A 23052-nucleotide genomic window follows, 5' to 3' on the forward strand; every position below is an offset into this window, starting at 1 on the left:
ACGCATGCCCTGCATTCACCGATGATCTAATGTGAGAGCAGGCTTGCTCGCGATGAGGCCAGACCTGCATGTCACAGAATGCCAAACCCCCAGACAGCATGACTTTTGCGCACGCCATGTAGGATTCTGCCACAGGTTCGCGTTTGGTAATCCGGGGACTGGCACGTATGATGCTTCATAAACCTCCGCAGATTAGAAGCCTATGTCCCTGATAGTTCTACTGCTTCTGCCCTTTGTTGGCAGCTGTGTGGCCGCCGTTCTGCCGCACAACGCGCGTAATGCCGAATCATTGTTGGCTGGCCTGGTCGCCCTCATCGGCACCGTCCAGGTCGCTTTGCTGTACCCGCAAATTGTCGATGGCGGGGTCATTCGCCAGGAATTCTTCTGGCTGCCCAGCCTGGGCCTGAACTTCGTCCTGCGCATGGACGGTTTTGCCTGGCTGTTCTCCATGCTGGTGCTGGGCATCGGCACACTGGTCTCGTTATACGCTCGTTACTACATGTCGCCGGACGACCCGGTGCCGCGCTTCTTCGCGTTTTTCCTGGCGTTCATGGGCGCCATGCTCGGGCTCGTCATCTCCGGCAACCTGATCCAGATCGTATTCTTCTGGGAGCTGACCAGCCTCTTTTCCTTCCTGCTGATCGGCTATTGGCATCACCGCGCCGACGCCCGACGCGGCGCCTACATGGCGCTGATGGTCACGGGTGCCGGCGGTTTATGCCTGCTGGCTGGGGTCATGCTGCTTGGCCATGTGGTCGGCAGCTATGACCTCGACAAGGTCCTGGCCGCCGGCGAGCTGATTCGCGCACATGCCCTCTACCCTGTCCTGCTTCCTCTTATCCTGATCGGCGCCCTGAGCAAAAGCGCGCAATTCCCCTTTCATTTCTGGCTGCCCCACGCCATGGCGGCGCCGACGCCGGTCTCCGCCTATCTGCACTCGGCAACCATGGTCAAAGCCGGGGTGTTCCTGTTGGCGCGGCTCTGGCCGTCGTTGTCCGGCAGTGAAGAATGGTTCTACATCGTCAGCGGCGCCGGTGCCTGCACCCTGTTGCTGGGCGCCTACTGCGCAATGTTCCAGAACGACCTCAAGGGGCTGCTGGCCTATTCGACCATCAGCCATCTGGGCCTGATCACCCTGCTGCTGGGCCTGAACAGCCCCCTTGCAGCAGTCGCGGCGGTATTTCATATTCTCAACCACGCCACCTTCAAGGCTTCGCTGTTCATGGCCGCCGGGATCATCGACCACGAAAGTGGCACCCGGGACATTCGCAAGCTCAGTGGCCTGATCCGGCTGATCCCCTACACTGCCACCCTGGCCATGGTCGCCAGCGCCTCCATGGCCGGCGTACCGCTGCTCAACGGTTTCCTGTCCAAAGAGATGTTCTTCGCCGAAACCGTGTTCATCAATGCCACGGCCTGGGTCGAAATGGCCCTGCCAATTGTCGCGACCATCGCCGGCACCTTCAGCGTCGCCTACTCGCTACGGTTTACCGCTGACGTGTTCTTCGGCCCGACCGCTACCGACCTGCCCCACACGCCCCACGAGCCGCCACGGTGGATGCGTGCACCGGTCGAGTTGCTGGTGTTCGCCTGCCTGATAGTGGGGATTTTCCCGGCACAGGTGGTGGGCCCGCTGCTGGCTGCCGCTGCGCTTCCGGTGGTCGGTGGCCAATTGCCGGAGTACAGCCTGGCCATCTGGCACGGCTGGAATGCGCCGATGATCATGAGCCTGATAGCCATGAGCGGCGGCATCGTCCTTTACCTGCTGCTGCGCAATCAGCTCAAGCGTGGACGCTTCAAGTACCCGCCGCTGATTGGCCGCTTCAACGGCAAGCGCCAGTTCGAACGCAGCCTGGTGGTGATGATGCGCCTGGCTCGGCGCCTGGAGCGGCGGATCAGCACCAAGCGCCTGCAAACCCAGCTGTTCCTGGTGGTACTGGCCGCCGTACTGGTCGGGCTGATCCCGATGCTGCACGGCAGCCTGACCTGGGGCGACCGACCGAAAATCCCGGGTTCGGCCGTATTCGTCACCCTGTGGCTGCTGGCGATCGCCTGTGCCCTGGGCGCCGCCTGGCAGGCCAAGTATCACCGCCTGGCAGCCCTGACCATGGTCAGCGTCTGTGGCCTGATGACCTGCATCACCTTCGTCTGGTTCTCCGCGCCGGACCTGGCCTTGACGCAACTGGTAGTCGAAGTGGTCACCACGGTGCTGATCCTGCTTGGCCTGCGCTGGTTGCCGCGGCGGATCGAAGAGGTGGCGCCATTGCCGAGCACCTTGCGCAAGGCGCGCATCCGGCGCTTGCGCGACTTGCTGTTGTCGACGGCTGTCGGTGGCGGCATGGCGCTGTTGTCCTACGCCATGTTGACCCGCCAGACCCCCAACGACATTTCCTCGTTCTACCTCAGCCGCGCCTTGCCCGAAGGCGGTGGCAGTAACGTGGTCAACGTGATGCTGGTGGATTTCCGCGGCTTTGACACCCTGGGTGAAATCACCGTGCTGGCCGCCGTGGCGCTGACCGTGTTTGCCCTGCTGCGACGCTTCCGCCCACCCAAGGAGAGCCTGCAATTGCCGGCCCAGCAACGCCTGCTGGCGCCCGACGTGGTGACCGACCTGGTCAACCCGCGCCAGGCCAGCGATACCGCCCTGGGCTTCATGATGGTGCCGGCGGTACTGGTGCGCCTGCTGCTGCCGATCGCCTTCGTGGTGTCGATCTACCTGTTCATGCGCGGTCACAACCAGCCCGGTGGCGGGTTCGTTGCCGGGCTGGTGATGTCGGTCGCGTTCATCCTGCAGTACATGGTGGCCGGGACCCAGTGGGTCGAGGCGCAAATGAGCCTGCGGCCGCTGCGCTGGATGGGCACCGGGTTGTTGTTCGCCACGGTCACCGGGCTTGGGGCCATGGCGGTCGGTTATCCGTTCCTGACCACCCACACCTGGCATTTCGACCTGCCGGTGTTCGGCGCCATCCACATCGCCAGCGCCCTGTTTTTCGACATTGGCGTGTATTCAGTGGTCGTGGGTTCGACCTTGCTGATCCTCACCGCCATCGCCCACCAGTCGGTTCGTGGCCACAAGACCGCGGCACTGCCCAAATCCGTCGCCAGCAAAGGAGCCGTCTGATGGAAGAAGTCATCGCAATCGCCATCGGCGTCCTGGCTGCGTCCGGAGTGTGGCTGGTCCTGCGGCCGCGGACATTCCAGGTGGTCATGGGCCTGTGCCTGCTGTCCTACGGCGTCAACCTGTTCATCTTCAGCATGGGTAGCCTGTTTATCGGCAAGGAGCCGATCATCAAGGACGGCGTGCCCCAGGACCTGCTGCACTACACCGATCCATTGCCGCAGGCGCTGGTGCTGACCGCCATCGTCATCAGCTTCGCCATGACTGCACTGTTCCTGGTCGTGCTGCTGGCTTCCCGGGGCCTGACCGGTACCGACCATGTGGACGGCCGGGAGCCTAAGGAATGAACCTGATGCCGCACCTGATCGCCGCACCGATTCTGCTGCCGCTGCTGACTGCCGCCTTGATGCTGATGCTCGGGGAAAAACACCGTCCGCTGAAGGCCAGGATCAACCTGTTCTCCAGCCTGGTCGGGCTGGGCATTGCCGTGCTGTTGCTGCAATGGACCCAGGAAACCGGCATTCCCGGCTCCATCGGCGTGTACCTGCCGGGTAACTGGCAGGCACCGTTTGGCATTGTGCTGGTGGTCGACCGGCTCTCGGCGATGATGCTGGTACTGACCGGGATCATCGGCGTCAGCGCCCTGCTGTTTGCGATGGCCCGCTGGGACGGTGCGGGCTCGAGCTTCCACGCGCTGTTCCAGATCCAGATGATGGGCCTGTATGGCGCCTTCCTGACCGCCGACCTGTTCAACCTGTTTGTGTTTTTCGAAGTGCTGCTGGCCGCCTCCTACGGGCTGATGCTGCACGGCTCGGGACGCTCACGGGTCTCGGCCGGCCTGCATTACATCTCGATCAACCTGTTGGCCTCGTCGCTGTTCCTGATCGGCGCGGCGCTGATCTACGGCGTCACCGGCACCCTGAACATGGCCGACCTGGCGCTGAAGATCCCCCTGGTGCCGGAGGCCGATCGGGGCCTGCTGCATGCCGGCGCGGCGATCCTGGCGGTGGCGTTCCTGGCCAAGGCCGGCATGTGGCCGCTGAATTTCTGGCTGGTACCGGCCTATTCCGCGGCCAGCGCCCCGGTGGCGGCGATGTTTGCGATCATGACCAAGGTCGGCGTCTACACCTTGCTGCGCCTGTGGACCCTGCTGTTTTCCGGACAAGCCGGGGCGTCGGCGTATTTTGGTGGCGACTGGCTGATCTATGGCGGCATGGCGACCATTATCTGCGCAGCGGTGGCGATCATTGCCGCGCAACGCCTCGAACGCCTGGCCAGCCTGAGCATCCTGGTGTCGGCGGGCATCCTGCTGGCTTCCATCGGCTTCGCCCAGCCCAAGCTGATCGGCGCGGCGCTGTTCTACCTGGTCAGCTCGACCCTGGCGTTGAGCGCGCTGTTCCTGCTGGCCGAGCTGATCGAACGTTCGCGCTCGGCCAATGAAATACCCTTGTTCGATGACGGCGACCTGCTGCCCCGGCCCATGGAATCCCTGCAGCCAGCCAAAGGCATCAACCTCGATGACGAACAGAAAGCCGTGGTCGGCCAGGTAATTCCCTGGACCATGGCCTTCCTCGGCCTGAGCTTCATCGCCTGCTCGCTGCTGATCATCGGCATGCCGCCGCTCTCGGGCTTTATCGGCAAGCTGGGTTTGCTGCACGCCCTGCTCAACCCAATGGGCCTGGGCACCGGCAGCGATCAACCGGTGTCGAACGCCGCGTGGGGCCTGTTGGCGCTGCTGATCATCTCGGGCCTGGCATCGCTCATCGCTTTCTCCCGCCTGGGTATCCAGCGCTTCTGGACGCCGGAGGAACGACCGTCGCCGCTATTGCGCCGTTTTGAATGTGTGCCGATCTTCGCGTTGCTGGGCTTGAGTATCGCCCTGACCTTCAAGGCCGAGCCGCTGCTGCGTTACACCCAGGCCGCTGCAGACGCCTTGAACAATCCCCAGCAGTACGTCATGGCAGTGCTCGGCACTCGCGCCGTGCCAAGCCCCGAAGCGCAAGCCGCGATCGTCGAGGTGCGCCCATGAGCCGTCTGTTTTCCGCCCCCTGGTTGTCACTGGCGCTGTGGGTATTGTGGCTGGCGCTGAACCTGTCGATCAGCCCGGGTAATGTTCTGCTGGGGGCCATCCTCGGCATCTGCGCGCCATTGATGATGCGCAAATTGCGCCCACTGCCGATCCGCATTCGCCGCCCTGGGGTGATCCTGCGCCTGTTCCTGCTGGTGGGCCGTGACGTGGTGGTGTCCAACCTCGCCGTCGCCTGGAGCGTGCTCAATGCCGGACGCCGACCGCCACGCTCGCGCTTCATCAAGGTGCCGCTGGAGCTGCGCGACGCCAATGGCCTGGCGGCCCTGTCGATGATCACCACGGTGGTTCCCGGCACGGTCTGGTCGGAACTGGCACTGGACCGCAGCATTCTATTGCTGCACGTGTTCGACCTGGATGACGAAGCGCTGTTCATCGAGCACTTCAAGGCGACCTACGAACGCCCCCTGATGGAGATCTTCGAATGAGCCCGCTGCTGTCGAATGCGATCCTGCTGAGCCTGTTCATCTTCTCGCTGGCCATGGTCCTGACCCTGATTCGCCTGTTCAAGGGCCCTTCGGCACAAGACCGGGTACTGGCGCTGGACTACCTATACATCGTCGCGATGCTGATGATGCTCACCCTGGGCATCCGTTATGCCAGTGACACCTACTTCGAAGCAGCGCTGCTGATCGCGCTGTTCGGCTTCGTCGGCTCGTTTGCCCTGGCGAAATTCCTCCTGCGCGGCGAGGTGATCGAATGAACGCTGAATTGTCTTTGTGGGTTGAAGTGCCGGTGGCGATCCTGCTGGTGCTCAGCAGCCTGTTTGCGCTGATCGGCGCCACCGGGTTGCTGCGCATGAAGGATTATTTCCAGCGCATGCACCCGCCAGCCCTGGCGTCGACCCTGGGCGCCTGGAGCGTGGCACTGGCGTCGATCATCTACTTCTCGGCGCTCAAATCCGCGCCGGTGCTGCACGCCTGGCTGATTCCGATTCTGCTGGCAATCACGGTACCGGTGACCACCCTGCTGCTGGCCCGGGCGGCGCTGTTTCGCAAGCGCATGGCCGGGGATGATGTGCCGGCCGAGGTAAGTAGTCGGAGCATGGAAAGCGGGAACTGAGCCACGGGCACCTTTGGATCCTGTGGGAGCAAGCCTTGCTCCCACAGACTCGGATCTAGATATAGAGCTCTAGTCCACCGCTCAGATCCACGCCACCGCCAGCAACCCTGCCCCCAGCACCACACACAACGGCGAATACGCCCAGGTATCGAGGCGGGCAAATTTGGAATCCTTGACCTGTTTGAAAAACCCTACAAGATTCGAATCGCCAATCGCCCGGGCGAACATCAGCATCGCAATGGCGCTGATCACCCACTGCAGTGACCAGTGATGCACCGTCGGCAGGTACAGGCCGACCCGCAGGCAAACCAGCATCGCGATCAGCAGCAGGCCGACCGCTACCAGTAGCGTGGCAAATCCAGAAGGCTTGAAGGCCGGCCTGGAGCCTTGGTCGTCCTCCCTGGGCACTCGCGGCACGGCGGCCTCGCTGCCCAGCTTGCCACCGGCCGCCCAGTACAGGTGGACCAGGCTGATCAGGAGGAAGACGGCAGCCATCCATTGCGCAATTACCAGGCTCATAGTCAAACTTCCAGCGTGAAACGTGCGCGCAGGATGAACCTACCCGAACGATTATGTAAGGGCAGCCCCAAACTCACTTCAACTCGGCAGCAACTTTGGCGGCGACATCCTTGGGCACCCAGGCCTGCCACACGTCCGGATGCGCCTTCATGAACGCCTCGGCCGCCTGGCGTGGCGCGGTGTGTTTTTCGCTCATCTGGGCCAACGCCTTGTTCAACGGCTCGATCGGGAAATCGACCTTGCTGAAAAACTCGGCAATCTGCGGGTACTGCTTCTGGAACGGGGTGGACACACCGATCGACAGCTTCGACGCCAGCGAGCGGGTCGGCTGCGGATTGGGATTGTCGGCATCGGTGAGGGTCTTCCAGGCTTCGGCATTGAACGGCGGTTCTTCCAGCTGGATCAGCTTGAAGCGGCCGAGCAGCGGCGTCGGCGACCAGTAATAGAACAGGATCGGTTTGCCTCGACGAATCGAAGAACTGATCTCGGCATCCAGCGCCGCCCCGGACCCGCTGCGGAAGTTCACGTAGCTGTCGTCCAGCCCGTAGGCCTTGAGCTTCTGCTTGTTGACCACCTCGGACGTCCAGCCGATCGGGCTGTTGAGAAAGCGGCCCTTGCCAGGCGATTCCGGATCGCTGAACACGTCCTTGTACCTGGGCAGATCGGTGACGCTGCGCAGGTCAGGGGCCACGGCCTTGATACCCTTGGCCGGGTCACCCTTGATCACATACTCGGGCACCCACCAGCCTTCGGTGGCGCCCTTGACCGTGTCGCCCAGGCTCACCACCTTGCCTTCAGCCTCAGCCTTGACCCAGACCGGACTGCGCCCGGCCCATTCTTCGCCGATCACCTGGATATCGTTGTTGGCCAGCGCGGTTTCCAGGGTAATGGTCGTGCCCGGCAAGGTATCGGTGGGCAGTCCGTAACCCTTCTCGACGATGATCCGCAGGATATCGGTGATCAGGCTGCCGCTTTCCCAATTCAGGTCGGCAAAATGGATGGGCGCCTGGGCGGCGGCCACCGGGCCGGATGAAGCGAACAAAGCGCCAGTGGCCAGGGCAGCGGCCAGGAACCGTCGTAATCCTTTCATGCTTTTGCACCTCGTGCTGTTCACAGCAATAGCAGGATGGCCGGGCAGAAGACCGCGAGCCTCAAAATACTCAGTCCACTGACTGTAGTAGAGGTTCCTGCTTTCGAAGGGCGTGAATCTGTTTTCGCAAATGTACTGCAGTGCCGGCCGCTTATTCGCTGGCCTTGAAGGTCACCAGTTCACCCTTGCGCCATTTCGCGGCCTTGGCCGTGACGGCCTTGAGTGTCTTGGTCAAACCTTCCTGCAACTGCTGGTGCGCGGCGAACACCATCACTACGCTATGGCCTTCCTTGAACACGATGCCGTGGCCATCAGCGGTAGTCACGAACGCATAATCGCCAAGGCCGTAAACGGTCAGTTTAATTTCGCGAAACTTGATATCCAGCTTGCCGCCTTCGCGACTGGGCAGCACGGATGCGCTGAAGTGATCGCCAACCTTGAGCTTGAGCCCGGGTTTATCATCAACGACCAACGACTCTTCGGTATCGATTTCGGCAATGTAAATGCCTTCGGCGTTTTGTTCGGTGATGTAAACGAAACGTGACTGAAACTGTTTAACCAGCTTTGCCCGCAGATCACCCAGCACGAACAAAGCATGCATATCGAGATTACTTACTGCCAAGGAAACATCCCCACATCTGAAATGGTGCCGCGCGCGAAACGGGCGCACGGCAGAAAATAGCGGCAATGCCGAAATGAACACATAAACCGGGGTGAATCCCAGGATCAACAGAATAATGGAATACCACCCACGTCGTCCCTGTCTGGCGTTTTTCAAGACTTGGAGTACAGCGCCTTTTTTACGCCAGAGAAAACGGACTATCAACTCCAGGGAAAAATCGCTTTGAAAAAAGCATTTTTCCAACAGATCGCCAAGCAAAAATTGCTTTGGAAAGGCACGTACGCCCGGCACTGCGGGTGATTCTAGAGCAGCGACGCTCTTCCAGACTACCCATAACGACGAACAGACGTCGGCAAACCCGTGAAAAGGACTTCACAGGTGCACTTAAACACACTTCAGCCAACTGCCTGGCTCCCCGTGCAATCATTTGCAGGCCACGCCCTCGAGTGCCGCCACTGACTGCGGCTTCGACAGGCGTTTCGTCATGCCGGCGACTTATCTCAGCCGCCGGCAGGCAACTACTGCCATAATGCCCGACCAATGAAATCCGTCCCAACGGCGGGCAACGCTCAAAACAACAGAATATTCTCATGGGAAGGCTGCGACGTGACGGAATTTGATATCGGCGAATTTTTCATCCGGGGCGAAGTCAGGGAAGTCGAGGGTGAGTTCCAGGCAGTCATCATCATGCGCGCCAAACCGCCGCTGACCACCGTCACCTGCCACCAGGTCGAAAAGGACCGCTGGTTCAAGACCGCCGACGTGGCCGCCATTGCCGCCCAGGATGCCGCCAAGGCACTCAAGCTGGCTGTCGATGAAGGCGCGTTAAAGGCCTGACCTTCAGTTTGCCGTCTATGCTTGCCCTGCTTTAGAACATCGCTATCGAACTCCTGGAGCGCGGCCGCCTCTGATGCAATGAGCCGTACTTCAGCACTTGCACTCGACGCGACACTCAAGGAGATCAACATGGATGCACCTACACATGATTTGAAAGGCCTGTTTGACCAGCTGGGCCTGGATTCCAGCGAGAAGGCGATCGACGACTTCATCGCCAGTCACTCTCCCCTCCCCGACGACAAGAAGCTGATCGACGCCGAATTCTGGACGCCGCAGCAGGCGGGCTTCCTGAAAGAACAATTGCGCGAAGATGCTGACTGGGCGCGGGTGGTCGACGACCTCAACCTGCGCATGCACCAGGTTCACTAAGCAGCGGACTCAGTGCAGGCTGCCTTGTTGTGCTGCGCTCAATTGCGCAAGCCAGGCAGCTTTGCACTCCTGCGCTTCATTGCGACTGGCGAACGCCGTACCGCGACGCTCCCCGTTCAGCAGCACTACCCAGCAGACACTCTGCCCCATCGCCCGCAGGTTCGAGGGCACAGCGCTGCCAATCATCACCGCAACATCCACTTTGCTTTGCATATTGCCTCGCCTAATTCATTAGCCACCTAACTATGTCGGTAGGTTAATGAGTTTCCCGGCAAGGAAACAGCAACGCCGCTGCACAGCTTAGTTGCCGAACCGGTAACAATGGCCGCCAGGTCAGCGCGGACTCTCTGGTATATAGCCCAGGCGCAAACCACCCCAGTGACGCCCTTTGAGCAGAATTGGCACCGAAAGATCGTGCATCAATTCACCGGTGTCGCGGGTATAGGTTTGCAGCAGCACGGGTTGCTGATGGCCGCCACAACGAATGCCCGTGCGATCGGCAAACTTGCGTTTGGTGCGATTGTTCAGCGCGTCAAGCTGTGCGTCGCCAGTCAACGGTTGGCTGAACACCTTGTTATGGGTGGGCACGTAGCCCTGCTGCGTGCAGGCGATGGCGAACACCAGGCCCTCGTGACGGGCCAGCAGCGGTTCCTGGATGGCCGGCAACACCTGATCGGTGTAACGATCGAAGCGGGTCTGAAACTTGCCCGGATGAGTGTTGGGAATCGCCTGGTAATTGCGATCGAACAGGTCATCGAGGCTGACACGTCCCTGGTCGATATCAGCTTCGAATCGCGCCGTGATCTGGCTTGCGCCTTCGCGGGCGAGGTCGTAGATGCGTTGGTGGTAATCATCCAGGCCGACTTCGGCAAGCCGCTCGCTGATGGTTTCGGCCTGCCCTTCCATTTGCACTGCGGCCAGTGCCAGTCGTTGGGTCTGCTGGTCGCTGACGCCCAGGTCGCTGCGCATCTGCTCGATGGCGTGGAACAGGCTGTCCAGTTGCTCGCGGTTGGTCGCCGCGCCCTGGGCGATTTCGCCGACCTGGTGTTCGACCCCGGCTGCCAGCCGCGCGATGTTCTCCAGGTGCTGTCCGGTTTGCTCGACCTGTTCGACGCCCTGGTCCAGGTCGCTGGACAGTTGACGAATCTGCTCCACCACTTGCGCCGTGCGTTGCTGGATATCGGCGACCATCTCGCCGACTTCGCCCGTCGCGGTCGCCGTGCGCGCAGCCAGGCCGCGCACTTCATCGGCAACAACCGCAAAGCCCCGGCCATGTTCACCTGCCCGCGCCGCTTCGATGGCCGCATTCAGGGCCAGCAGGTTGGTCTGGCTGGCAATGGACTGGATCACCAGCGTCACTCGCTGGATGTCGTCGCTGCGCAGGCTCAAGGCTTCGATCATTTCCCGGCTGTTGCTCGCGCGCAGACTGAGCTGATGCATGCGCGCGATCGACTCGACCAGTTGCGAACGTCCGGCCGCGCTGCTGTGATGAGCTTCGCTGGCGGCCCCCAGCGCTTGCTGGCTGAGCAGCGATGTGGCTTGTTCGGTGGCGATCAGTACTTCGGCATTGCTGACGATTTGCGCAGCCGCCCCCAGTTGCGACTGCAGGCGGTCGGCCAGTTGCTTGACCGAATAGGCGACGCCGGCGGCTGAAAGCGCATTGTGGCTGGTGGCGTACGACAGATCGCGGGTCAACCCGGCGATGCCGTCGGATGTGTCGGCAGGCGCCTCAGGGGCTCTGCGCTGGCGCAGGCGCGGCAGCCAGATAATCAGCATCGCCAGCGGCAGGCCGACAGCCAGCGACCAGCCTCCCAGCGTGATGCCCCCGAGCAGGAGCAGCAGCGCGACACTTTGCAGCGTCGGCGTGAGCCATTGGTTGCGGGTTGCCGGTATTGGTGCCGGCACTGGCCCAACCAGAGATCCGTCTCTCGTCATCATCGTCACCCACGTGTCTTCTAATTGTTGTACCCGCATTTAACGCCACTACCTGGCCATTATCCATGGTCCGTTAGTCGCGGTTATTGCAGCAGATCAATAGAAGCGTGTCGGGTTTTCTGCGGACGATAAAAAGCATCGCGGGCAAGCCTGCTCCCACAGGTTCAACGCAAACCTTGCGGGAGCGGGCTTGCCCGCGATTCAAGCGCTACGAAACGAAATCAGGCCTGACGCTGGTGCTTGTCGATCTGTTCGTGACGCTCTTGTGCTTCGATGCAGTACTTGGTGGTCGGGCTGATCAGCAGGCGCTTGAGGCCAATTGCCTCGCCGCTGTCATCGCACCAGCCGAAGCTGTCTTCCTTGATGCGCTCAAGGGCTTGTTCCAACTGAGGCAGCATGCGCTGGTCGCGATCGATCGCGTTTACCAGCCAGGTGCGCTCTTCTTCGACGGAAGCAGCGTCGGCCGGATCGGCTGGGGTGTCCAGGCTCTCGATGGCGATGCGGTTCTGTTCGATGCGCTCATGGGTTTCAACTTTCATGTTTTGCAACAGCTCGGAGAAAAAAGCATGTTGCTCGGCATTCATGTAGTCATCCGCCGGCATGGCCAGCAACTTGTCCTTTGTCATTGATATCTCTATAAAAAAACGTGCATTAAGGCGAATTAGGGAGCGTTCCGCTGGGCCTGGGAAGGCCAACGCAAAGGCGCCATTTATTCCAAGCGCCACCCGGCACTCAATTTACGAGGGGCGGCAGTCTAAGGCCGACTTGAGGCCTCAGCAACTGAAAAGACAGTGAATTCGTCCGACAAGACCCCGAAAATGCTCTACGGCAGTCGTTGCAGTGGTTATCGGAGTGCGTTTATAGCAAGAAATTCAATCGGGTGGCTGTATATACAGGACAAACGGCGGCTCCCCCGTACATCTATTGCACCGCGCCCAACCTGAGCTAAGGTTGAGCATCCCATAAGCCCGACCCCAAGGAGAATATCCATGAAGTTGATCGGCATGCTCGATTCGCCCTACGTGCGGCGCGTGGCCATTAGCGCCAAGTGCCTGGGCATCCCTCTGGAACACCAATCCGTCTCGGTGTTTCGTCACTTCGAGCAGTTCCAGCAGATCAATCCAGTGGTCAAGGCGCCCACCCTGGTGCTGGACAACGGCGATGTGCTGATCGACTCCACGCTGATCATCGACTACCTGGAGGCGTTGGCCGGGTCGGACAACACCCTGATGCCCGGCGAACTCGATCAACGCTTGCGCGCATTGCGCCTGACTGGCCTGGCGTTGGCCGCCTGTGAAAAATCCGTACAGCTGTATTACGAACGCAACCTGCGGCCCGCCGAGATTCAATATGAACCCTGGGTGGAACGGGTGGAGGGACAACTCGCAGCGGCGTATTCGGCGCTTGAGCGCGAGCTGGAGTTTGCGCCTTTGAAGGCCGATGGTTCGATCGACCAGGCCGGGATCAGCGTGGCGGTGGCCTGGAGCTTCTCTCGGCTGGTGGTGCCGGAGCAGGTAGACAGTGAGCGGTTTCCACAGATCAGCGCGTTTACAGCGTATGCGGAGCAGCTGGAAGCCTTCCTGGACACGCCGATCGAATGAATCCCCCTTAAACAAAAACGCCGCTTCTACCAGAGGCAGAAGCGGCAGGAGCACAAGCTCCAGGACTATCAGTGCATAAACAGGGCGATCAGGATAATGATCGGGATCGGTACACCGAGAAAGAACAACAGTAATGAGCGCATGAGGTTTCTCCTGGTTTAACGAATCGAGTTGGTAGTAGTGACGTAGGCGTCGGATTCGACATACACCACGGCATCACGGCGACGACCGCCGAAGGTGGCAGCGAGGCTGGCGAAGAAGGCACCGATCAGCAGCGCAACGAACATCCACAAGGTGGTAGTGGCAGCCACTTTGGCAGCGGTGTCCGCCGCTTCCTTGGCAGCCTGTTTGGCGTCGGCCACGGCTTTCTGGGTACGGGCATACACTTCGTCAACACGACGCTCGGCATCGGCCTGGGTCAGGTTGGTACGCTGGGCAACCAGTTGTGCAAGGTAGGTACGGTCTTCGGCGGCGAGTTGGCCGTCGTTCAGGCTGCGTACGAAGATGCGGGTGACGGTGCCACGGGCGGCGTCATCGCTGACGGCGGCTGGACGATCATCACGGAACAGGCTGTCGATGAAGTAACCATACTGGTCACTGTCGGTGTTACCGGCTGCCGAACCTGCTGCCTGGGTAGCCATGCTGGCTGCACCCCCGACCACACTGGCACCGGCTTGCACGCCACCACTGATGATGCTGCTGACCGAACCGACCACCAGGGTCGCGGCCACCAACGTTGCAACGCACCACGAAAGGAAGCCATGGGCAGTATCACGGAAGTAGACTTCATCGCCGTGCATGTTGGCCCATTTGACCCGCAGGCGGCCCGCAATGTAGCCACCCAGGCCCGATGCGACGATTTGCGTGAAGGCCAGCCAGACGATCGTGGAAATGCCCAGCCCCTTGGCGCTCACGCCTTCATTGGCCCATGGCGAAACCGCCGAGAAGCCAAGGCCAAATCCCAGCAATACGAGGATCAGCGACAACGCCGCCGCTGCAGCGGCACCGGCAAAAATCGCACCCCAGGAAACGCCCGACCGCGCGTTTGATTCTTCTGCGGCAGGATAGAAACCATCCGAGGATCTATTCATTATTGTGTCGCTCCAGGCAGGAAAGATGTTGTTACAAGTAGCTGCCTGAACAATTGCAGTCGGCGTGCCAAGCGCGCTTTTTTGATAAACCTATATTTTTCAATGATTTATAAAAATTGAACTTGCTAAAATCATGCAAATTGCAACAAAACGCCGATATCAGCGGGTTTTATGCACTGCATTCCCGGATGAATTTTTATTTAGAAAGAATGAGCGGTTTTCTTGGCAAAATGGGTCCACCGTTGTGAACCCCAATCAGGCCCGCCAATGACCCGAATCTTGACCATCGAAGACGACGCCGTGACCGCCCGGGAAATCGTTGCCGAACTCAGCAGCCATGGCCTCGACGTAGACTGGGTGGATAACGGCCGAGAAGGCCTGGAGCGGGCAGTCAGTGGCGACTATGACCTGATCACCCTAGACCGCATGCTGCCCGAGCTGGATGGCCTGGCGATCGTCACCACCTTGCGCACCATGGGTGTGGCCACGCCCATCCTGATGATCAGCGCCCTCTCCGACGTCGATGAGCGGGTTCGGGGGCTGCGCGCAGGCGGTGACGATTACCTGACCAAGCCCTTCGCTACCGATGAAATGGCAGCCCGGGTGGAAGTCCTGTTGCGCCGGCAGAACACAGTCACCTCCCAAGTAACTACGTTGCGGGTCGCCGACCTGGAGCTGAACCTGATCAGCCACGAAGCCAGTCGCGACGGCCAACTGCTGACACTGCTGCCCACCGAATACAAACTGCTCGAATTCCTGATGCGCAATACCGGGCAGATTCTGTCGCGCATGATGATTTTCGAGGAGGTGTGGGGTTATCACTTCGACCCTGGCACCAATCTCATCGACGTGCATATCGGTCGCCTGCGCAAAAAGATCGACCCGCCTGGCAATGTCCCACTGATTCGGACCGTGCGAGGCTCAGGTTATGTCATTGCCGAACCCCTCTAACGGTTGGCGCTCCTCCAGCAGCCGGTTGCTGGCGCTTTACAGTTCGCTGTTCGTGATCTGGAGCGGGATTCTGATGGGCGTGATGTACTACGAGGTGTCCACCTACCTCGACAACCTGGCCAAGCACTCGCTGCTGCAACGCCAGCACCTGTTCTCGCATTTCCAGGGTCAGCAACTGCTCGACGCCCTCGCCGTCAGCATGACGTTCGACATTCGCGGCATCGACGCCTATGGCCTGTTTGACGATCAGCACCGCTACCTCAGCGGAGCGCTGGATCACATCCCGAAAGGTCTGCTGCTGGACGGCAAAATCCACATGCTGAGCGACTGCGCCGATTCCGATGACCCGAGCCTGCCAGCCGACAGTTGTGACGCGGTCGCCACCCAGACGAAAGACGGTCGCTGGCTGATCCTGGTGCGCGACAACGGCTCGCTGTTCGCTGTGACGCGGATCATTTTGCACGCGCTGTTCTGGGGAGTGACCCTGACCATACTACCGGGCATCGCTGGCTGGCACCTGTTGCGCCGCCGCCCCCTGCGGCGAATTCGCGCCATCCAGGCCAGCGCCGAGGCGATCGTCGCCGGCGACCTGACCCGCCGCCTGCCGCTGTCCAATCGCCGTGACGAACTGGACATGCTGGCCGCCATCGTCAACGCCATGCTGGAACGCATCGAGCGCCTGATGAATGAGGTCAAGGGCGTCTGCGACAACATCGCCCACGACCTGCGCACCCCACTGACGCGCCTGCGGGCGCAGCTGTACCGGATTCAGCAGCAGGCGGACGACGGCTCGCCCCTGGCCGCGCAGCTTGATTCAGTGTTGGGTGAGGCGGATACCCTGATGGCACGCTTTCGTGGCCTGTTGCGGATCTCCGAACTGGAAGACCGGCAGCGGCGCTCCGGCTTTGTGCAGCTTGACCCATTGCCCATGCTGCAGGAGCTTCATGACTTCTACTTGCCACTGGCGGAAGAAGGCGAACTGACGTTCAAGCTGCAACTGCCCGCTACGTTGCCGCCGCTCAATGGCGATCGGGCTTTGTTGTTCGAGGCCTTGGCTAACCTGCTGAGCAACTCGATCAAGTTCACGCCACCGGGTGGCGAGGTGATTTTGCGCGGGATCGATGCGGGTGGGCATACGCGAATCGAAGTGCTCGACTCTGGACCAGGCATTGCGCTGGCAGAGAGAGAAGCCGTGTTCCAGCGCTTCTACCGCGCCGAGGGCGGGAATCAACAAAGCGGATTTGGCTTGGGCCTGTCGATAGTCGCAGCGATCGTCAGCCTGCATGGGTTCACCCTGGACCTCGGTGAAAGCGAACTGGGCGGCGCTCGGCTGGTGCTCGATTGCCGGCAACCGCCCATTGCCCAGACTTGAGGTTCATGGGGCGAGGGATCGCGATGAGGCCGGCACATTCAAAATGTGCGTCGCCTGACCGACCGCCATCGCGGGCAAGCCCGCTCCCACACTGGCCCCATGTCGATCGGGGTTACCCGGGGTAATTGGCCCGCAAAGCTTGCACGCCACCCTGATAAATCCCGCTGAACAGCTCTACAACCTCCTCCTCGGTCACGCCCACCGGTACAAACCGCCCCGACCACGTCACGCGCGCACCCTCGCCCTGAGCCTCAACGCGGATCGTCGCCAGATAATCAGTGGCCGGAAACGGCGCCTGCAAAATCGAGTAGCTGTAAGTCTTCCCGGCGTTATCAAAAGATTCAAGCCGCTCAACCACTACCGCACCGTCCGAGGTCTGCAGGCTGCGCACGCGCCCGCCTTCGCTCAGTTCGCTTTTTGGAATGAACGGCAGCCAGTCCGGCAGCGAATTGAAGCCACCAATCAATTGCCAAACATCGTCGACCGAAGCCGGAATATCAATGAACGCTGATGCAGTTGCCATGTAGGTTCTCTCTCAAATCAATCAAAAAAATCAGATCGCCATGCTGTCCACAACACCGCCATCGACACGCAAAGCAGCGCCGGTGGTGGCCGAAGACAATGGCGACGCGATGTAAGCCACAAGATTGGCCACCTCCTCGACATCTGCCACGCGCTGGATAATCGAAGTCGGGCGCGCCTTGCGCACAAAGGCGTCAGCTTCCTCCCGGGCGCTGCGGCCGGATTCGGCGGTGGCATCCTTGAGCATCTGCTCCAGGCCGTCGGTGAACGTCGGGCCGGGCAAGATCGCGTTGACCGTCACACCGGTGCCCGCCAGCCGCTTGGCCAGGCCATGGGACACCGCGAGGTTAGCACTCTTGGTCACGCCGTAATTGATCATGTCGGCCGGCGTCGCCACCCCGGATTCCGAGGACAGGAAAATCACCCGGCCCCAACCTTGCTTGACCATGTCCGGCACATAATGCCGGGACAGGCGCACGCCGGAAATCACGTTGACTTCATAAAAGCGCGTCCATTCACTGTCCGGCGCGTCGAAGAAATCCACCTCATTGAAGATCCCCAGGTTATTCACCAGGATGTCCGCCCGCGGCTCGGCAGCGAACAGCTGGGCTGCGCCTTCTGCGGTCCCAAGGTCCGCCGTCAGGCCCCGCACCTGCGCGCCCGGCACGCTCTGGCGAATGCTCTCAAGGGCCTGCTCGACCTTGGCCGTATCCCGGCCGATCACCACCACCGTCGCACCGGATTCGGCCAGCGCCTTGCTGATGCCCAGGCCAATACCGGCCGTACTGCCACTGACAATGGCCAGTTTTTCGCTCAGATCAATTTTCATCTTCAAGCTCCCATCGTTGGCAACGGCGCCCGCTCGGACACCAGTTTCGCTTCACGCATTGCCTGCCAGAACGCCGCAGGAATAACCGCCGACAGCGCCGCCACATCCTCGGCAATCCGCCCCGGCCGACTGGAACCTGGAATGACCGCCGCCACTGCCGGGTTAGCCAGGCTGAACTGCAACGCAGCAGCCTTGATGTCGACACCATGGGCCGCGGCAATGCGCTTGATCTGCTCGACCTTGCTGACGATCTGCGGGCTGGCTTTCTGGTACTCAAAATGTGCACCGCCGGCCAGGATCCCGGAACTGTAAGGGCCACCGACCACGATCTCGACATTCTGCGCCAGCGCCGACGCCATCAAGCGCTGCAGGGCCCGGTCGTGATCAAGCAAGGTATAGCGCCCCGCCAGCAGAAAACCATCCGGCTGCGCTTCGGTCAGGTCCAGAGTCAGCTCACAGGGCTCGACCTTGTTCACCCCCAGCCCCCAGCCTTTGATCACCCCTTCTTCACGCAGGCGTGTCAGCACCTTGAAGGCACCGGTGCGGGCCTGATTGAAGTATTCGAGCCATTGGTCCCCGTAGAAATCCTGGGCAATATCATGCACCCAGACGATGTCCAGGCGATCGGTTTGCAGGCGTTCGAGGCTGTCTTCAATTGAGCGCAGCGTCGCGTCGGCGCTGTAGTCATTGACGATTTTGTTGGGCCGGCCGTGTTCGAACACTCCGCTCTTCTCGCCCAGGTCCCGCGCCGCGGCATCCTCGACCTCATCGAGAATCACCCGCCCGACTTTGCTGCTCAACACATAGTCGTCGCGCTTGTACCCAGCCAGCGCCGCACCCAAGCGGATTTCCGCCAGGCCCGAGCCATAAAATGGCGCGGTGTCGAAATATCGCACGCCGGCATCCCAGGCTCCGTGCACGGTGGCCAGCGCCTCTTCCTCGGGAATGGCACGGAACATGTTGCCCAGCGGCGCGGTGCCAAAACCCAGGACGCCGGGCAGTTTGTCTTTCAAGCTCATGATGCAAACCTCGTCGTATTCAGAGATCGGTCAATCGACCGTTGAGCAGATTCTGGATTGTGATGATCGGACCGTCCAAGACATAATGCGCAGCACTTGAGTCCCTGAGGGTCTGACATGATCGACATCCGCCAACTGCGTTACTTCGTCGCTGTCGCCGAAGAAGAGCACGTCGGCCGCGCCGCCGAGCGCCTGCACATTTCCCAGTCGCCCTTGAGCCGGCAGATAGCCCAGCTCGAAGAACGCCTGGGTCTGACCCTGTTCGAGCGCAGCCAGCAACGCATCCGCCTGACCCGCGACGGCCAGACCTTCCTTGCCGAAACCCGCGCCCTGCTGACCCATGCCAACCGCCTGGAATCCCTTGGCAAACGCCTGGGTCGCGGTGAGGAAGGCGGCCTGTGCATCGGCTACATCGAAAACGCCATGCACGCCGGGGTACTGCCCAATGCCTTGCGCGTGCTGCGGGCAGACCGGCCAGGCGTGCACGTCGCGCTGTACAACCTGAGCTGCGCCGAACAACTCGAAGGCCTGCGTCAGCGTAGTCTGGATATCGCCCTTGTCAGCGAACCGCCGACCGACGACGACCCCGACCTCCTCGGCTTTCAGGTCCTCGACGACCCGATGCTCCTGGCCCTGCCCGAGCACCATCCGCTGGCACGGCAAAGCACACTGGCCCCCGCGGACCTGGCCACCCAGGAGTGGATCGGGGTGCAACACCGGCAGAACTGCGCCAGTCGCGAAGACTTCGTCAGTGCCTGCATCCGCGCCGGCTTCACTCCGGACATCCGCATGGAAGCCACCGAACCCTTCACCGCCCTGGGGCTGGTCGCCTCAGGGCTGGGGATTGCGATGATTCAGAAAGGCTTGAGTCGAAATGCGCCACCAGGGGTGGTGTTACGGGAGGTACCGTGGATAGCGTTTACCACGCCGTTGTGGGTGGCCTGGCACCGGATCAACTTGCGGCCGTTGGTGGAAACGTTCAGGAAGGTGCTGACCGAGTAAAGTTTGATCGAAGGCAGCAGCCAGTTGCGTGCCGACGCTCCGCCCTTCGACATTGGGCTGACGCCGCTGTCGAGGGTGTGAAGCAGCGTCAACGATAACGATCCGGCAAAACGTTGGTGGCGCTCGCGAATAGCCCGACACATGACGGCGCCGCCGCAGGTGCTTTCTGCGTCTTCAGCTGCGGATCATGTTCGCGCAGGAACACCGGCAGGTCCGTTACCGGTGGCATGGCCGGGATCTCGAAGTACATCTGCACCACCCAGCCACGGTGATAGCTGGCATGGTTGATCACGTGCATCAGCATCGCGCCCGCGCTCATGGTAGCGTTTTCGCCGGAAACGAATGCGAACTCGACCGGTTTGAGCAGCGAGGCATCGGTTTGACTGGCGCTCCAGTCGCAGTACCAGTGATCGATATCCTTCTGCGCCTGGCGCAGTTCCGGCAGGTCGGCGTGGAGCAGACCGTGTGAGGTCTTGAAACCGTGTCCGCGGCCCTCCAGGTGGGCTTGCCAGATACAGTCCACCACGTAGATGTGGTTCAAGGTGCCAATCATATTGTTGAACACCGAGACCCGTTGTTTATCGACTTCACCGGGTGGCAGCGCGGCTAGGCTGTCGAACAGGCGCAGGTCCGCCCAGCGCTTGTAATCGGCCAGCATGCAGGCAGTAGCTGTATTGATCATTGCAGTTCTCCCATTGCGATGGGCGCACTGCCAAGTTTAGACCCGCTGAGCCCCGCCAGCCTGGGCGCTGATCACCGGTACAGGTGACGATTTGGGGAAATAGACAGCTGCGGGCAATCTATCCGCGTTGCGGTATCACACGGCATGCCTGCCAGGGCCTGCATACGTGCACAAGAGCCTTGAAATGGCGAGTGAGGATTGTTGTCTGAAATGATTATCTGCCGCTCAAGGAACTACTGAGCCCCGACACGCATCTTAAGGTATGTGGTAATTCACTTACGCTTCAAGCTGTCGGAGGACACCGTCATGCGCCGTCTTGTTCTGATCTCTTCATTGGTACTTTGCTTGCCGTTCGGTTCTGCCATGGCCAAAGTCGATGCCGGCGATGTCGCCACTTCGGCCGGGGTTTCAGCGTCGCTGTATTCCACGTTCAAGGATCACAAATTGATGATTCCAGCCAAGGATGATGCCTCAAGCTTCGTTGCCAGCGGCGGCGCCATTCGCGGGGTGTATTTGGAGTCGGTGATGCATCAGATTCGCCAGGACAATCCTGGCCTGAACGCCAGCGATGAAGACCTGGCCCGGGCCATCCTGATCAATGATGGTGCTGCGTCGGGGCAGTAAGCCAACCCGACACGTCCTGCGGCAGCTCCTACGGACGGAGTTGTTATCGCAGTCTGCGGCAGCTCCTAAGGACGCAATTGTATCGCAGCCTTCGGTAGCTCCTACGGGCGGAGTTGTTTTAGAGCTGTTGCAAGGTCAGTTGCCCGTCTGCACACAACGCAACACCCACCCGTTCATAGCTTTCCAGCGTCGCGTGGGGCGTATCCATCGGGTGCGGATGCGTCGAGGTGATCACCAGCAGATCAGCGCCGGACGTCTCAGCCGCCTGGATGCCCACACTGGCATCTTCAAAAATCAGGCACTCGCCAATCTCTACCCCCAACCGCTCGGCCGCCAGTTTGTAACCGGCAGGATCAGGCTTGCCCGCGCTGACATCCTCGGCGGTGATCATCACGGCGGGCGCCGGGACACCGGCCGCTGCCATCCGCCGCAAAGCCAATGCCTTGGGCGCCGAAGTTACTATCGCCCACTGCCTGGCCGGTAGCGACTGCAAGAACCGCGCGGCCCCCGACACCTCGACAATGCCCTCTACGTCCTCGATCTCGGCCTGGGTAACCCAGGCTGCTTCTGCCTGTGCATCAATCCCCGGCAAACCTTGACGGTTAACCGTGTCGATGGCACGGGCGCCATGAATGGTGGGCAGGAACGACGCGACATCGATGCCGTGGCGCAGGGCCCAGGTAGTCCAGATTCGCTCGGCGGCAGCAATGGAGTTGAGAACGGTGCCATCCATGTCGAAGAGAAAGGCGCGGTAAGCGCGATTGAAAACAGCGTCGTCAGCAGGCAAAAGCAGACTTCCTATCCAGGTAACGGGCGGGGTTTCACCCAATGTACAGGATCAACGTTGCACCGGGGCTTTCTTCAGCGCCCCTTCAACGCAATCGAGCAATTGCCCGAGCGCCCAAGGTTTCTTGATGAAAGAAACATCGTGCCGAACCCCGGAAGTCTCCGGCGTTTCGAACCCTGACATGATCATGATCGGCTTGTCCGGCCAGCGATCGCCGAACTGATTCGCCAGGTCGGCACCGTTGAGTTTGCCGGGCATGGTGATATCGGTCAGCAACAAACTGACCTTGTCGGAGTGCTGCTCCAGATAGACCGCTGCCGCGTCCGCACTGACCTGGGGTTCAACGGTAAAACCTTCGTCCTGAAGAATTTCGCAGAGAAACTCCAGGATCAACGGATCATCCTCCACTACAAGAATCAACCCGTCGGGAAGGTGATCGCTTGCCGTTGTGACTGGACTCATGACGGTGCCACTCCCTGATTGCTCAAAAATTTCGCGGGCTCAAATCCGCTGCTTACAGGTATGAGCAGCGGACTCGGCGGAAATTCATTTTTGATACAGGCAGTCGACGAAATCAGGCGTCCAGCCGTTCACGAAGCGTAGATCACTTGGCCATGTCGTCCTTTTTCATGGCGTCTTTGGACATTGCGTCCTTTTTCATCCCGTCTTTGGACATGCTGTCCTTTTTCATCCCGTCCTTGGACATGCTGTCCTGCTTCATGGCGTCCTTGCTCATGCTGTCTTTGTTCATCGAGTCTTTTTTCATCGCGTCCTTGGACATCGAGTCCTTGCTCATACCGTCCGGACTCATGGTATCGGCGGCAAACACGCTGGCGGCCCCTGCTGCGAGGCACATGGACAGGGCAATGCTGGTCAGTTTTTTCATGATGAATCTCCTGGAGCTGAGGTGCGAATGTGCGCAACACGGGCTGCG

General features: G+C 60.6%; 27 protein-coding genes and 1 pseudogene. 14 read left to right on the plus strand and 14 right to left on the minus strand.

Features of this window, described 5'->3' with window-relative positions; genetic code table 11:
• The first annotated feature begins 202 nt into the window (after positions 1–202).
• The 6 genes from IMW75_RS17605 to IMW75_RS17630 are packed head-to-tail and all read left to right on the plus strand — an operon-like array spanning position 203 to position 6266.
• Entirely contained in the window at positions 203–3121 is a 2919-nt protein-coding gene (locus tag IMW75_RS17605; protein ID WP_205893345.1) for a monovalent cation/H+ antiporter subunit A, read from the plus strand.
• Positions 3121–3465 carry a Na+/H+ antiporter subunit C gene (locus IMW75_RS17610; protein WP_003202835.1) on the plus strand — a complete coding sequence of 115 codons (345 nt, stop codon included), beginning with the start codon at positions 3121–3123 and terminating at the stop codon, positions 3463–3465. The genes IMW75_RS17605 and IMW75_RS17610 overlap by 1 nt, the downstream gene beginning before the upstream one ends.
• On the plus strand, positions 3462–5147 hold the full coding sequence (locus tag IMW75_RS17615) for a monovalent cation/H+ antiporter subunit D (protein ID WP_205893346.1): 1686 nt from the start codon (positions 3462–3464) through the stop codon (positions 5145–5147). Before IMW75_RS17610 ends, IMW75_RS17615 begins: the two co-directional genes overlap by 4 nt.
• Positions 5144–5632: a Na+/H+ antiporter subunit E gene (locus tag IMW75_RS17620; protein ID WP_205893347.1), complete on the plus strand. Its 489-nt coding sequence runs from the start codon at positions 5144–5146 to the stop codon at positions 5630–5632. Before IMW75_RS17615 ends, IMW75_RS17620 begins: the two co-directional genes overlap by 4 nt.
• Positions 5629–5907, plus strand: a complete 279-nt coding sequence (locus tag IMW75_RS17625) for a K+/H+ antiporter subunit F (protein WP_045060409.1) — start codon at positions 5629–5631, stop codon at positions 5905–5907. The genes IMW75_RS17620 and IMW75_RS17625 overlap by 4 nt, the downstream gene beginning before the upstream one ends.
• The gene (locus IMW75_RS17630; protein ID WP_045060408.1) at positions 5904–6266 is read left to right on the plus strand and encodes a Na+/H+ antiporter subunit G; all 363 of its coding nucleotides are present in this window, start codon (positions 5904–5906) and stop codon (positions 6264–6266) included. The genes IMW75_RS17625 and IMW75_RS17630 overlap by 4 nt, the downstream gene beginning before the upstream one ends.
• Positions 6267–6347: 81 nt before the next feature.
• On the opposite strand, the gene IMW75_RS17635 is transcribed toward IMW75_RS17630, so the two are convergent.
• From IMW75_RS17635 to IMW75_RS17645, 3 genes are all read right to left on the minus strand, one after another.
• Positions 6348–6785 carry a DUF3995 domain-containing protein gene (locus IMW75_RS17635; RefSeq protein WP_122839436.1) on the minus strand — a complete coding sequence of 146 codons (438 nt, stop codon included), beginning with the start codon at positions 6783–6785 and terminating at the stop codon, positions 6348–6350.
• A 73-nt stretch (positions 6786–6858) separates the two neighbouring features.
• The gene (locus IMW75_RS17640; RefSeq protein WP_045060405.1) at positions 6859–7875 is read right to left on the minus strand and encodes an ABC transporter substrate-binding protein; all 1017 of its coding nucleotides are present in this window, start codon (positions 7873–7875) and stop codon (positions 6859–6861) included.
• Positions 7876–8026: 151 nt separating this feature from the next.
• Positions 8027–8497: a hypothetical protein gene (locus IMW75_RS17645; RefSeq protein WP_082069195.1), complete on the minus strand. Its 471-nt coding sequence runs from the start codon at positions 8495–8497 to the stop codon at positions 8027–8029.
• A 606-nt stretch (positions 8498–9103) separates the two neighbouring features.
• On the opposite strand from IMW75_RS17645, the gene IMW75_RS17650 reads away from it, so the two are divergent.
• The gene (locus IMW75_RS17650) at positions 9104–9334 is read left to right on the plus strand and encodes a hypothetical protein (RefSeq protein ID WP_045060403.1); all 231 of its coding nucleotides are present in this window, start codon (positions 9104–9106) and stop codon (positions 9332–9334) included.
• A gap of 129 nt (positions 9335–9463) precedes the next feature.
• Complete coding sequence (locus tag IMW75_RS17655) at positions 9464–9703, plus strand: DUF2789 domain-containing protein (RefSeq protein WP_122839434.1); 240 nt, start codon at positions 9464–9466, stop codon at positions 9701–9703.
• Between the two features lie 9 nt (positions 9704–9712).
• On the opposite strand, the gene IMW75_RS17660 is transcribed toward IMW75_RS17655, so the two are convergent.
• The 3 genes from IMW75_RS17660 to IMW75_RS17670 form a co-directional block, all read right to left on the minus strand.
• Positions 9713–9916 carry a hypothetical protein gene (locus IMW75_RS17660; protein ID WP_205893348.1) on the minus strand — a complete coding sequence of 68 codons (204 nt, stop codon included), beginning with the start codon at positions 9914–9916 and terminating at the stop codon, positions 9713–9715.
• A gap of 120 nt (positions 9917–10036) precedes the next feature.
• Positions 10037–11677 (minus strand): methyl-accepting chemotaxis protein, encoded by a 1641-nt coding sequence (locus IMW75_RS17665; protein ID WP_414704652.1) that lies wholly within the window; start codon positions 11675–11677, stop codon positions 10037–10039.
• Between the two features lie 182 nt (positions 11678–11859).
• The gene (locus IMW75_RS17670; RefSeq protein ID WP_007907888.1) at positions 11860–12264 is read right to left on the minus strand and encodes a TraR/DksA family transcriptional regulator; all 405 of its coding nucleotides are present in this window, start codon (positions 12262–12264) and stop codon (positions 11860–11862) included.
• Between the two features lie 363 nt (positions 12265–12627).
• Here IMW75_RS17670 and IMW75_RS17675 point away from each other — a divergent pair, with 363 nt between their 5' ends.
• Positions 12628–13239, plus strand: coding sequence for a glutathione S-transferase (locus IMW75_RS17675; RefSeq protein WP_205893350.1), 612 nt, complete (start codon positions 12628–12630; stop codon positions 13237–13239).
• Positions 13240–13397: 158 nt separating this feature from the next.
• Here IMW75_RS17675 and IMW75_RS17680 read toward each other — a convergent pair whose 3' ends face one another.
• Positions 13398–14330: a hypothetical protein gene (locus IMW75_RS17680; protein ID WP_045060399.1), complete on the minus strand. Its 933-nt coding sequence runs from the start codon at positions 14328–14330 to the stop codon at positions 13398–13400.
• A gap of 267 nt (positions 14331–14597) precedes the next feature.
• Here IMW75_RS17680 and IMW75_RS17685 point away from each other — a divergent pair, with 267 nt between their 5' ends.
• Positions 14598–15281 carry a response regulator transcription factor gene (locus IMW75_RS17685; RefSeq protein ID WP_045060398.1) on the plus strand — a complete coding sequence of 228 codons (684 nt, stop codon included), beginning with the start codon at positions 14598–14600 and terminating at the stop codon, positions 15279–15281.
• Entirely contained in the window at positions 15259–16653 is a 1395-nt protein-coding gene (locus IMW75_RS17690) for a sensor histidine kinase (RefSeq protein ID WP_045060397.1), read from the plus strand. The genes IMW75_RS17685 and IMW75_RS17690 overlap by 23 nt, the downstream gene beginning before the upstream one ends.
• 112 nt (positions 16654–16765) lie before the next feature.
• Here the strand turns inward: IMW75_RS17690 and IMW75_RS17695 are convergent, their stop codons facing one another.
• The 3 genes from IMW75_RS17695 to IMW75_RS17705 are packed head-to-tail and all read right to left on the minus strand — an operon-like array spanning position 16766 to position 19023.
• A complete protein-coding gene (locus tag IMW75_RS17695; RefSeq protein WP_205893351.1) occupies positions 16766–17176 on the minus strand; it encodes an SRPBCC family protein in 411 nt (136 codons plus the stop codon).
• Between the two features lie 30 nt (positions 17177–17206).
• Complete coding sequence (locus tag IMW75_RS17700; protein WP_045060395.1) at positions 17207–18004, minus strand: SDR family NAD(P)-dependent oxidoreductase; 798 nt, start codon at positions 18002–18004, stop codon at positions 17207–17209.
• A gap of 2 nt (positions 18005–18006) precedes the next feature.
• Positions 18007–19023: an aldo/keto reductase gene (locus tag IMW75_RS17705; protein ID WP_205893352.1), complete on the minus strand. Its 1017-nt coding sequence runs from the start codon at positions 19021–19023 to the stop codon at positions 18007–18009.
• A gap of 117 nt (positions 19024–19140) precedes the next feature.
• Between IMW75_RS17705 and IMW75_RS17710 the strand changes: the two genes are divergently transcribed.
• Both IMW75_RS17710 and IMW75_RS26980 read left to right on the plus strand, forming a co-directional pair.
• Complete coding sequence (locus tag IMW75_RS17710; RefSeq protein WP_045060393.1) at positions 19141–20025, plus strand: LysR substrate-binding domain-containing protein; 885 nt, start codon at positions 19141–19143, stop codon at positions 20023–20025.
• A pseudogene (locus tag IMW75_RS26980) lies at positions 20026–20178 on the plus strand (LysR family transcriptional regulator); the annotation flags it as partial. It abuts the gene before it with no gap.
• On the opposite strand, the gene IMW75_RS17715 reads toward IMW75_RS26980, so the two are convergent.
• Complete coding sequence (locus tag IMW75_RS17715; protein ID WP_205893353.1) at positions 20114–20707, minus strand: DinB family protein; 594 nt, start codon at positions 20705–20707, stop codon at positions 20114–20116. The pseudogene IMW75_RS26980 and the gene IMW75_RS17715 overlap by 65 nt on opposite strands.
• A 306-nt stretch (positions 20708–21013) precedes the next feature.
• On the opposite strand from IMW75_RS17715, the gene IMW75_RS17720 reads away from it, so the two are divergent.
• Positions 21014–21331, plus strand: coding sequence for a DUF2388 domain-containing protein (locus IMW75_RS17720; protein WP_045060428.1), 318 nt, complete (start codon positions 21014–21016; stop codon positions 21329–21331).
• A gap of 118 nt (positions 21332–21449) precedes the next feature.
• Here IMW75_RS17720 and IMW75_RS17725 read toward each other — a convergent pair whose 3' ends face one another.
• The 3 genes from IMW75_RS17725 to IMW75_RS17735 all read right to left on the minus strand — a co-directional run bounded on the left by IMW75_RS17725 (position 21450) and on the right by IMW75_RS17735 (position 23004).
• Positions 21450–22118 (minus strand): HAD-IA family hydrolase, encoded by a 669-nt coding sequence (locus tag IMW75_RS17725; protein WP_205893354.1) that lies wholly within the window; start codon positions 22116–22118, stop codon positions 21450–21452.
• A 51-nt stretch (positions 22119–22169) separates the two neighbouring features.
• Positions 22170–22580, minus strand: a complete 411-nt coding sequence (locus tag IMW75_RS17730) for a response regulator (RefSeq protein ID WP_205893355.1) — start codon at positions 22578–22580, stop codon at positions 22170–22172.
• A 142-nt stretch (positions 22581–22722) separates the two neighbouring features.
• Positions 22723–23004 (minus strand): pentapeptide MXKDX repeat protein, encoded by a 282-nt coding sequence (locus IMW75_RS17735; protein ID WP_045060390.1) that lies wholly within the window; start codon positions 23002–23004, stop codon positions 22723–22725.
• Positions 23005–23052 lie beyond the last annotated feature (48 nt).

The sequence above is a fragment of the Pseudomonas gregormendelii genome (assembly GCF_017114825.1).
GTDB classification, from domain to species: Bacteria; Pseudomonadota; Gammaproteobacteria; order Pseudomonadales; family Pseudomonadaceae; genus Aquipseudomonas; species Aquipseudomonas gregormendelii.

Excerpts from the sequence above, each read along its gene's own strand:
- IMW75_RS17610 (WP_003202835.1), top strand. The coding sequence starts at position 3,121 with ATGGAAGAAGTCATCGCAATCGCCATCGGCGTCCTGGCTGCGTCCGGA.
- IMW75_RS17735 (WP_045060390.1), bottom strand. The coding sequence starts at position 23,004 with ATGAAAAAACTGACCAGCATTGCCCTGTCCATGTGCCTCGCAGCAGGG.
- IMW75_RS17625 (WP_045060409.1), top strand. The coding sequence starts at position 5,629 with ATGAGCCCGCTGCTGTCGAATGCGATCCTGCTGAGCCTGTTCATCTTC.
- IMW75_RS17630 (WP_045060408.1), top strand. The coding sequence starts at position 5,904 with ATGAACGCTGAATTGTCTTTGTGGGTTGAAGTGCCGGTGGCGATCCTG.
- IMW75_RS17715 (WP_205893353.1), bottom strand. The coding sequence starts at position 20,707 with ATGATCAATACAGCTACTGCCTGCATGCTGGCCGATTACAAGCGCTGG.
- IMW75_RS17705 (WP_205893352.1), bottom strand. The coding sequence starts at position 19,023 with ATGAGCTTGAAAGACAAACTGCCCGGCGTCCTGGGTTTTGGCACCGCG.
- IMW75_RS17655 (WP_122839434.1), top strand. The coding sequence starts at position 9,464 with ATGGATGCACCTACACATGATTTGAAAGGCCTGTTTGACCAGCTGGGC.
- IMW75_RS17670 (WP_007907888.1), bottom strand. The coding sequence starts at position 12,264 with ATGACAAAGGACAAGTTGCTGGCCATGCCGGCGGATGACTACATGAAT.
- IMW75_RS17710 (WP_045060393.1), top strand. The coding sequence starts at position 19,141 with ATGATCGACATCCGCCAACTGCGTTACTTCGTCGCTGTCGCCGAAGAA.
- IMW75_RS17620 (WP_205893347.1), top strand. The coding sequence starts at position 5,144 with ATGAGCCGTCTGTTTTCCGCCCCCTGGTTGTCACTGGCGCTGTGGGTA.
- IMW75_RS17675 (WP_205893350.1), top strand. The coding sequence starts at position 12,628 with ATGAAGTTGATCGGCATGCTCGATTCGCCCTACGTGCGGCGCGTGGCC.
- IMW75_RS17700 (WP_045060395.1), bottom strand. The coding sequence starts at position 18,004 with ATGAAAATTGATCTGAGCGAAAAACTGGCCATTGTCAGTGGCAGTACG.
- IMW75_RS17615 (WP_205893346.1), top strand. The coding sequence starts at position 3,462 with ATGAACCTGATGCCGCACCTGATCGCCGCACCGATTCTGCTGCCGCTG.
- IMW75_RS17685 (WP_045060398.1), top strand. The coding sequence starts at position 14,598 with ATGACCCGAATCTTGACCATCGAAGACGACGCCGTGACCGCCCGGGAA.
- IMW75_RS17690 (WP_045060397.1), top strand. The coding sequence starts at position 15,259 with ATGTCATTGCCGAACCCCTCTAACGGTTGGCGCTCCTCCAGCAGCCGG.
- IMW75_RS17640 (WP_045060405.1), bottom strand. The coding sequence starts at position 7,875 with ATGAAAGGATTACGACGGTTCCTGGCCGCTGCCCTGGCCACTGGCGCT.
- IMW75_RS17660 (WP_205893348.1), bottom strand. The coding sequence starts at position 9,916 with ATGCAAAGCAAAGTGGATGTTGCGGTGATGATTGGCAGCGCTGTGCCC.
- IMW75_RS17680 (WP_045060399.1), bottom strand. The coding sequence starts at position 14,330 with ATGAATAGATCCTCGGATGGTTTCTATCCTGCCGCAGAAGAATCAAAC.
- IMW75_RS17730 (WP_205893355.1), bottom strand. The coding sequence starts at position 22,580 with ATGAGTCCAGTCACAACGGCAAGCGATCACCTTCCCGACGGGTTGATT.
- IMW75_RS17635 (WP_122839436.1), bottom strand. The coding sequence starts at position 6,785 with ATGAGCCTGGTAATTGCGCAATGGATGGCTGCCGTCTTCCTCCTGATC.
- IMW75_RS17695 (WP_205893351.1), bottom strand. The coding sequence starts at position 17,176 with ATGGCAACTGCATCAGCGTTCATTGATATTCCGGCTTCGGTCGACGAT.
- IMW75_RS17720 (WP_045060428.1), top strand. The coding sequence starts at position 21,014 with ATGCGCCGTCTTGTTCTGATCTCTTCATTGGTACTTTGCTTGCCGTTC.
- IMW75_RS17605 (WP_205893345.1), top strand. The coding sequence starts at position 203 with ATGTCCCTGATAGTTCTACTGCTTCTGCCCTTTGTTGGCAGCTGTGTG.
- IMW75_RS17665 (WP_414704652.1), bottom strand. The coding sequence starts at position 11,677 with ATGCGGGTACAACAATTAGAAGACACGTGGGTGACGATGATGACGAGA.